Genomic DNA, 8,296 nt, shown 5'->3' with positions numbered 1-8,296 from the left:
GAGCCGGCCGGCTCAGTACCAGCCGTGGCCGGACTTGAACGACCAGGCGCCGCACGGCGTGCCGTAGGTGTCCTGGATGTAGCCGAGGCCCCAGCGGATCTGCGACTCGGCCGACGTCATGTAGTCGGCGGGCAGCGCGTGGAGCTGGGTGAGGGCCTGCGGGATGCCGTAGGCCGACGAGGACGGATTGTCGGCGTCGGTGCGCCAGCCCGACTCGCTCTCGTAGAGGGAGTCCAGGCAGTCGAACTCCGAGCTGCTGAATCCGAACTCGGGCAGCAACGCGCGGGCGACGTCGCGGGGGTCGCCGGTCGAGAGGTCCTCGGTACGGGTGATCGCCGGGCCGTTGGCGGCCGAGAGCGCCGCGACCTTGCGCGCGTCCGTGGAGCCACGGCGATCGGATCGAGACACGACCGCGGTCTCCGCGCGACGCTCGAGCTGGGCGTCGCCTTGGCCGGTCTCGGCCTGGGCAGTGCCGACGCCGTGGACCGCGGCGGCAGCGAGGTCGCCGGTCGCCGTACCTGCAGGCGTGCCGAGCACGCCGTTGGAGACGACGAGGCCCGTCGCCACGGCCGCCACTCCGGTCAGGAACACGGAGTTGCGCAGTGCCCGCTGGGGAGCGGTCCTGAGTGCCTTGTGCTTGCCCGGAGCGAGGTGCCTGGGCACGTACTGGTTGGACTTGGTCACAGGGGGATGTCTCACGGGTAGACGGCGGGGGCTGCCATCAGGGCAGTCGTACGTGGAGCGGGAGTCGTGACGGCCCCTGCGGCGAGGCCTCAAGGTCACGAAACGATCACGAGCAACCATGCACGACGAACGGGGGGCGTGCAAACCAAACGGGCAAAGTCCCCGACCTCATGCACCCCACTCGTCACACATGCCACAAGGGTCACGCCTGTTGCGTCACAGGGTGACGTTCTCCAGCATCTCGGTCACGAGGGCAGCGATCTGTGAGCGCTCCGAACGGGTCAGCGTGACGTGGGCGAACAGCGGGTGTCCCTTGAGCTTGTCGATGACCGCCACGATGCCGTCGTGTCGACCGACCCGGAGGTTGTCGCGCTGGGCGACGTCGTGGGTCAGTACGACCTTGGAGTTGGCCCCGATCCGCGAGAGCACCGTGAGCAGCACGTTGCGCTCCAACGACTGGGCCTCGTCCACGATCACGAATGCGTCGTGCAGCGACCGGCCGCGGATGTGGGTCAGCGGCAGCACCTCGAGCATCCCGCGGTCCATCACCTCGTCGATCACCTCGGGCGTGGTGAGGGCGCCGAGGGTGTCGAAGACCGCCTGGCCCCAGGGGCTCATCTTCTCCGACTCCGAGCCGGGGAGATAGCCGAGCTCCTGGCCGCCGACCGCGAACAGCGGACGGAACACGACCACCTTCTTGTGCTGGCGGCGCTCCATGACCGCCTCGAGCCCGGCGCACAGCGCGAGTGCCGACTTGCCCGTGCCGGCGCGGCCACCGAGCGAGACGATGCCGACCTCGGGGTCGAGCAGCATCTCGAGCGCGATCCGCTGCTCGGCCGAGCGCCCGTGGATGCCGAAGGCCTCCCGGTCGCCGCGGACGAGATGGACCTGCTTGTCGGGGCCGATGCGACCCAGCGCCGTACCGCGGTCGGAGAGGAGCACCAGACCGTTGTGGCAGGGCAGGTCGCGAGCGGCCTCGAGGTCGAGCACGCCGTCGTCGTAGAGCTCGTCGAGCTCGGCGGAGCTCACGTCGAGCTCGGCCATCCCGGTGTAGCCGGTGTCGGAGTCGCTGATCGCCTCGGCGCGATACTCCTCGGCGTCCAGACCGATCGCGGAGGCCTTGATCCGCAGCGGGAGGTCCTTGGAGACGAGGGTGACGTCGTGCCCCTCGTTGGCGAGGTTGCGTGCCACGGCCAGGATCCGGGTGTCGTTGTCGCCGAGCCGGAACCCGGACGGCAGCGAGGCGGCATCGGTGTGGTTGAGCTCGACGCGAATCGTGCCGCCCTCGTCGCCCACCGGGACTGGCGAGTCGAGACGGCCGTGCTCGACGCGCAGCTCATCGAGCATCCGCAGCGCCGCCCGGGCGAAGAAGCCCAGCTCGGGGTGGTGGCGTTTGCCCTCGAGTTCGGTGATCACCACGACCGGCAGCACGACTTCGTGCTCGGCGAACCTCTTCAGGGCGCCGGGATCGGCCAGCAGAACGCTGGTGTCGAGGACATAGGTGCGGTTCTTCGTAGCGCTGGAGGCCACTGTGGACTACCCCTCACGGACCGGCGCGAACGCCCTCACCCGGTCCAGTTCAGTGCATGGACCGGACGGCTCCGTGAAGCGGTGCGTGACTTCTCAAGATGGCCTCCGATACAGCCGGCTTCCCCACCTGCTGATGCCTCAAAAAGTACGCCGTCAATCAACCGAACCGCAGCGACACGCCAGAACGCGGGGTGAACAGCGTATTTCGGGCGTACGGCGACCGGCACGCGTCTGGACAGGAGGCGGCTCAGGAACCGAAGCGACGCTCGCGCTCGGCGTAGGCACGGATGGCCCGCAGGAAGTCGACCCGTCGGAAGTCCGGCCAGAGCGCCTCGCAGAAGTAGAACTCCGAGTTGGCGCTCTGCCAGAGCAGGAAGCCGCCGAGGCGCTGCTCGCCGGAGGTGCGGATCACGAGGTCGGGGTCGGGCTGGCCCTTGGTGTAGAGGTGGTCGGCGATGTGCTCGACGTCGATGACATCTGCGAGCTCGTCGAGCGACGTGCCGCGGGCGGCGTGCTCCTGGAGCAGCGAGCGGACCGCGTCGGCGATCTCGCGGCGACCGCCGTACCCCACGGCGATGTTGACCAGGAGGCCGTCGATGTCGCGGGTGTCGTCCTCGGCGGCCTTGAGCCGCTCGGCGGTGTGGGCCGGCAGCAGATCGAGCGCACCCACCGGGTGGATGCGCCACCTGCGCTGGGCGGCGAGGGACTCGACGGCGCCCTCGATGATCCCGAGCAGCCCCGCCATCTGCTCCGGGGGGCGGTTGGTGAGGTTGTCACTGGAGAGCAGCCACAAGGTGACGACCTTGACGCCGACCTCCTCGCACCAGCCGAGCAGCGGGAAGATGTTGTCGGCGCCGGCCTGGTAGCCGCCGGCGGTGTCGAGGCCGACGGCCTTGGCCCAGCGGCGGTTGCCGTCGAGCATGACGCCGATGTGCTGCGGGATGCGGTCGGCAGGGAGGAACTTCACCATCCGCTTCTCGTAGGCCGGGTAGAGCACCCGACGCACTGCGCTCCTCAGATTCGCCACCCGCCGATGGTAGCCGGGCCTAAGGTGTCGAGGGTGCCGAGAGAGACGACCTTCGAGGACGAGACCATCTCCGACCTGCGTGAGAGTCCCCCCACGAGACGCTCGCGCTGGGCCAGGCGAACGGGTACCGGCGTGCTGATGCTCGTCGTGGTCCTGGCCGGCGTCGGCCTGTTCGGTCCGCGTGTGGGCGAGACAGTTGCCAGGGGCGCCGGCTACAACCTGCAGATCGAGTATCCGCGCATCACCCGCTCCGGACAGCCGGCCCCGCTGCACATCACCGTCGAGGCCCTTGCCGGCTTCGGCGACACGCTGCAGATGCGTCTGTGCGACGAGTTCTTCAACGACCTCGACTTCCAGGCCTGGTATCCGAGCCCCTCGGCCGAGACCACGGCGCCGCCGTGGATCCTCTACGAGTTCGACCCGCCACCCACCGGCAACGTCCTCGAGATCAGTCTCGACGCGCGGGTCGCCCCGGGCCAGTTCGGCGAGACCGAGGACTGCGAGGTGAGCGTGCTGGTCGACGACGAACCGGTCGTCACCGGCTCCTTCACGGTGTGGAGGATGCCCTGATGGACATCTTGATCCGGGCCCTGGCCATCTTCATGTTCCTCTGGCTCGTGGTCCGCGTAGGCGGGAAGCGCGAGGTCGCCCAGCTCTCTGCCTTCGACATGATCCTCCTCATCACCGTCGGCGACCTCGTCAGTCAGGGCATCCTGCAGGAGGACTACTCGGTGACGGCCGCCGTGATCGCGGTCTCGACCTTTGCCATGGCCGGCATCGCCCTCAACACCTTGGGCTTCCACTATCCGAGGTTCCGTCCCTGGCTGGCCGGGCGCGCGCGCGTGGTCGTCCGCGACGGCGAGCCGCTGCTCGACACCCTGGGCGGAGAGCGCATGACCATCGCGGACGTGCACGAGGCTGCCAGGCAGCAGGGCATCCGGCGGCTGAGCGACATCGAGCTCTGCGTGCTCGAGACCGACGGCTCGTTCTCGTTCTTCACCAGCGACGACGGCGAGGGCGAGGACGGCGCGAGTGACCACGAGATCACCTGAGTTGGCCGCCGTTCTCAGGACTCGTCACCTGCTCTGCCGTAGGTTGTCCCCATGAACGACATCCTGCGCGACCGCTTCGACGGGCTCTCCGAGCGCGTCGAGGAGGTCATCGCGGAGGTGAAGCCCCACCTGCGTGGCTGGCTGCACCTCGCCACCGCGCCCCTCACGCTGGCGGCCGGCATCGTGCTCGTCGTGCTCTCCCCCGACGCCACCACCCGTGTCGGCTCGGCCATCTTCGCGCTCACCGCGCTCGTGCTCTTCACCGTGTCGGCCGTCTATCACCGTGGCACGTGGTCGCCCACCGTGCACTCGCGGTTGAAGCGCTTCGACCACTCCAACATCTTCTTGCTGATCGCGGGTTCGTGCACCCCGTTCGCACTGCTGCTGCTGGACGGCACCGACCGGTGGGCGATGATCGCCATCGTGTGGGGCGGCGCCGTGTCCGGCGTGGCCATGAAGGTGTTGTGGAAGGGCGCGCCCCGCTGGCTGTCCGCCCCCATCTACATGGCGCTCGGCTGGGCTCCGGTCTTCTTCTTCGGCGACTTCGTCACCGGCGCCAGTGCCCGGTACGGCGCCAGCACGGGCACCGCCGTCATGGTGCTGATCGCCGTGGGCGGCGGCCTCTACACGCTCGGCGGCATCGTCTACGGGACGAAGCGACCCAACCCGTGGCCGCGCTGGTTCGGCTTCCACGAGGTGTTCCACAGCTTCACGATCCTGGCCTTCGTCACGCACTACGTCGGCGTCTCGGTGGCGACGTACTCCCTGCGCTGACGCTGAGCGTCCCTCCGGCGGGGTGAGCCCCCTCACGGTGGGGAACATCCGAGCGGTGCGAGTCGTCGTACACAGGATGCCTCCTGTCCTCGACACCACCCGATCTGAGTCCGTGATGCCTGAATCCAGCCACCGACCTGCCCTCGAGCTCTCCCTGCCCCAACTGGTCGCGGGCGCCGTCGCCGCGGCCACCGCGACGATCCTGAGCTCTCGCCTCGACCTGATGGGCACCGTGCTCGGCGCCGTGCTCGCCAGCATCGTCTCGGCCGTCGTCGCCGCGTCCGTGAGCGGCTGGTGGCACCGCATGCGCGGGGCCCGGGACTGGGTACCGCAGCGGATCAAGGGCACGGTGGTCGGCCTCGGCGCGCTGGGACTGCTGGTGTTCGCGTTCCACACCGGGCTAGACCTGCTGACCGCTGACGTGCCGCGGGACACGTTCGCGGGCAGGTGGCTCTCCGAGGTCGGCCTCAGACGAGGCTGAGCCAGACGAACGACACCAGCGCCCCGACCGCCACGGCGATGGTGAGGGCCCGGGTCAGCCTCGGCGCACGGCGCGCCATCCGCTCCAGCGCCTGGTAGGCCAGCGAGATCGCGGCCAGGCCCACGGTGACGTGCAGCAGCACGGCCAGCATCACGCAGCCGATGACGCCGGCCTTCACGAAGCGTCCCCACAGCAGGCTCAGCGCCAGCGGGACGACGATCGCGCCGGCCAGCCCCCCGATGACCTCCTGCCACCAGGCGCGGTCCCCCATCCACGGCACCGGGACGGTCAGCGGCCAGTCGAGGTCGAAGAGATCGCCGGTCGAGCAGTAGCCGAGGTAGACGATCACCGCGAGCGACGTGCCGGCGCCGATGCGGTGCGCCCAGTTGAGCAGCGGCGACCAGGGCAGTCCGCCGGCCACGAAGATGGTGGCGGTGGTGACGGCAGCCCACACGATCCAGCGTCGGACAACGCCGGTGCCCGTGTCGGCCATGGCGTCGCGGAACACCCGATCGGCCTCGACCCGGTCGATGTCGTGACCCTGGGTGGAGGTGTAGGACGGTTCCCCGCCACCGGCGACCAGCGCGTCGTGCACCAGGGCCGCCGGCAGATGTGCGCCGGTCTTGGGCACCAGCCACGTGAACAGGGCCGGCGTCGAGGTCAGGTCGGTGCGGAAGTCCGGCGACGCGGGCACCAGGATCTCGCCGAAGTGCCGGTCGCGGTAGGCGATCCTGCGCTCCAGGCTGAAGGTCTCGAGGTCGTCCTCCAAGTGCCGCTCCAGCACGATCCGCGGATCGGCGTCGGGGTCCGGCGGCAACCCGATCCGGTCGCCGACCGCCAGCACGCCGCCGTCATAGAAACGGCGCGGCTGGGTCTGCACCGGCTTCATCGGAGGTCCTGGGGGTCTGTCACCGGCAGGCCGCACACATGGTTGCGGCAGACGTACGCCGCAGGTCTGCCGTCGACCTCACCGCGCCCCTCCACCAACGCGATGCCGGTGGTGCCTGGCTCGGCGACCACGACGACGGCGTTCGTACGCCGCCGCGCTGCTGCCACGAGGACGTCGCGCTCGGCGCCCGGACGCCCGATCACCGCGATCTCCTCCGGTCCGTCGAGCATCGCGACCGCTGCGGCCAGCGACCAGCCCGCGAACCGGGGAACGCGCTGGGCGAGCACCGCGACACTGGCAAGCGCCTCCTCGGCGGCCGTGCGATGGCGGTGCGATCCGGTGAGGGCGGCGTGGCTGACGAGCGCGTGCAGCAGCGCGGAGAGTCCGCTCGGAGACGCGTTGTCACTCGGGTCGCGGGGGCGGGCCACGAGCTGCTCGGCGTCGTCGGCGGTGTCGAAGAACCCGCCGTCCGCGGCCCGGAAATGGTCGAGGGCGACATCGATCAGGAGCCCCGCCCGCTCGAGCCAGACCCGGTCGCCGGTCGCCTGCACCAGGTCCAGGAAGCCGGCCGCGACACAGCCGTAGTCCTCGAGCACTCCTGCGGGTGCACCGACGACGCCGTTGCGCGAGACGCGTCGCAGTCTCCCGTCGACAAGGTGCACGCGCGCCAGGAGCTCTCCGGCAGCGACCGCCGCGTGGAGATGTGCGGGCTTGCCGAGCGCGTGGTGAAGCTCGACCAGTCCGCTGATGGCCAGCCCGTTCCAGGCGGCCACCACCTTGTCGTCGCGCGCCGGGCGGACCCGCTCGTCGCGGGCGGCCAGGAGCCGCCGCTGTACCTCAGACCAGCGCTCGAGATCGTCGGGCGCCTCGAGCAGTTGCAGCGTCGAGGCACCGTGCTCGAAGGTGCCGGTGTCCGTGACCTCGAGCAGCTCCGCGGCCCACCGGCCGTCGTCATCGCCGAGCACCTCGACCAGCTGGGCGGGCGTCCAGACATAGAAGCGCCCCTCCACGCCCTCCGAGTCGGCGTCGAGCGCCGAGGCGAAGCCGCCCTCGTCGGTGCGCAGCTCGCTGAGCATGAAGTCGGCGACACCGTCGGCGACCGCGGTGAACAGGGGGGCGCGCGTTGCGGCGTACACCCGCAGGAGCAGGGCGTTGTCGTAGAGCATCTTCTCGAAGTGCGGCACCACCCAGTCGGCGTCTACGGCGTAGCGCGCGAAGCCGCCGCCGAGCTGGTCGTGAAGGCCGCCGCGCGCCATCGCCTCGAGGGTGCCGGTGAGCATGTCGGTCTCGCCCTGTCGGCGCAGGAACTCCAGGACCATCGACGGGGGGAACTTCGGCGCGCCCCCGAACCCGCCGTGGACGCCGTCGTACTCCTTCGCCAGCGTGCGCACCGCCGCGTCGAGGTCGATCTCACCGGGAGCGAAGCTCGCGGTGGCCTGCAGATGCTCGCGCAGGTCGCCGGCCACCCGCGCGACGTCGTGGCCCCGGTTGACCCACGCATCGGTGAGCCCCTGCAGGACCTGCGTGAACGACGGCTGCCCGTGCCGCGGTCGCTGCGGGAAGTAGGTGCCGGCGAAGAACGGGTTGCCGTCGTGGTCGAGCACACAGGTCATCGGCCAACCACCGTGCCCGGTCATCGCGGTCGTCGCCTGCATGTAGATCGCATCGACGTCGGGCCGCTCCTCGCGGTCGACCTTGATGCTGACGTAGTGCTCATTGAGGTAGTCGGCCGTCGCCTGGTCCTCGAAGGACTCGTGCGCCATCACGTGGCACCAGTGGCAGGCGGCGTACCCGACGCTCAGCAATATTGGGACGTTGCGATGCCGCGCCTCGGCGAAGGCCTCGGGGCTCCACTCCCA

The 8,296-nt window shown here is 70.0% G+C and carries 9 protein-coding genes; 4 read left to right on the top strand and 5 right to left on the bottom strand.

The genetic code is table 11. The features are described 5' to 3' along the window. Window positions 1-12: 12 nt before the first annotated feature. The 3 genes from RMO85_RS01960 to RMO85_RS01950 form a co-directional block, all read right to left on the bottom strand. Entirely contained in the window at window positions 13-684 is a 672-nt protein-coding gene (locus RMO85_RS01960; protein WP_310526150.1) for a lytic transglycosylase domain-containing protein, read from the bottom strand. A 216-nt stretch (window positions 685-900) separates the two neighbouring features. Beyond that, window positions 901-2,214, bottom strand: coding sequence for a PhoH family protein (locus tag RMO85_RS01955; RefSeq protein ID WP_310526149.1), 1,314 nt, complete (start codon window positions 2,212-2,214; stop codon window positions 901-903). 247 nt (window positions 2,215-2,461) lie between these two features. Further along, window positions 2,462-3,241: an isoprenyl transferase gene (locus RMO85_RS01950; RefSeq protein ID WP_310526147.1), complete on the bottom strand. Its 780-nt coding sequence runs from the start codon at window positions 3,239-3,241 to the stop codon at window positions 2,462-2,464. 33 nt (window positions 3,242-3,274) lie between these two features. Between RMO85_RS01950 and RMO85_RS01945 the strand changes: the two genes are divergently transcribed. The 4 genes from RMO85_RS01945 (at window position 3,275) to RMO85_RS01930 (ending at window position 5,548) form a co-directional block, all read left to right on the top strand. Next, a complete protein-coding gene (locus RMO85_RS01945; RefSeq protein ID WP_310526145.1) occupies window positions 3,275-3,811 on the top strand; it encodes a hypothetical protein in 537 nt (178 codons plus the stop codon). Then, entirely contained in the window at window positions 3,811-4,293 is a 483-nt protein-coding gene (locus tag RMO85_RS01940) for a YetF domain-containing protein (protein WP_310526143.1), read from the top strand. Before RMO85_RS01945 ends, RMO85_RS01940 begins: the two co-directional genes overlap by 1 nt. 51 nt (window positions 4,294-4,344) lie before the next feature. Further along, entirely contained in the window at window positions 4,345-5,067 is a 723-nt protein-coding gene (locus RMO85_RS01935; protein WP_310526141.1) for a hemolysin III family protein, read from the top strand. A gap of 115 nt (window positions 5,068-5,182) precedes the next feature. Then, complete coding sequence (locus RMO85_RS01930; protein WP_310526139.1) at window positions 5,183-5,548, top strand: hypothetical protein; 366 nt, start codon at window positions 5,183-5,185, stop codon at window positions 5,546-5,548. On the opposite strand, the gene RMO85_RS01925 is transcribed toward RMO85_RS01930, so the two are convergent. Both RMO85_RS01925 and RMO85_RS01920 read right to left on the bottom strand, forming a co-directional pair. Beyond that, window positions 5,535-6,437: a DUF1353 domain-containing protein gene (locus tag RMO85_RS01925; protein ID WP_310526137.1), complete on the bottom strand. Its 903-nt coding sequence runs from the start codon at window positions 6,435-6,437 to the stop codon at window positions 5,535-5,537. The two genes, RMO85_RS01930 and RMO85_RS01925, sit on opposite strands and share 14 nt — an antisense overlap. Then, window positions 6,434-8,296: thioredoxin domain-containing protein (locus RMO85_RS01920; RefSeq protein WP_310526134.1), on the bottom strand; the 1,863-nt coding region annotated here is incomplete at its 5' end. The genes RMO85_RS01920 and RMO85_RS01925, both read right to left, overlap by 4 nt.

This window comes from Nocardioides sp. (assembly GCF_031422975.1).
GTDB lineage: Bacteria > Actinomycetota > Actinomycetes > Propionibacteriales > Nocardioidaceae > Nocardioides.
Note: the sequence above shows the minus strand (reverse complement) of the source record. Positions and strands in the feature narration are given on the sequence as shown.

Coding starts and splice junctions, on each gene's coding strand:
- RMO85_RS01940 (WP_310526143.1), top strand. CDS start 3,811: ATGGACATCTTGATCCGGGCCCTGGCCATCTTCATGTTCCTCTGGCTC.
- RMO85_RS01935 (WP_310526141.1), top strand. CDS start 4,345: ATGAACGACATCCTGCGCGACCGCTTCGACGGGCTCTCCGAGCGCGTC.
- RMO85_RS01930 (WP_310526139.1), top strand. CDS start 5,183: ATGCCTGAATCCAGCCACCGACCTGCCCTCGAGCTCTCCCTGCCCCAA.
- RMO85_RS01925 (WP_310526137.1), bottom strand. CDS start 6,437: ATGAAGCCGGTGCAGACCCAGCCGCGCCGTTTCTATGACGGCGGCGTG.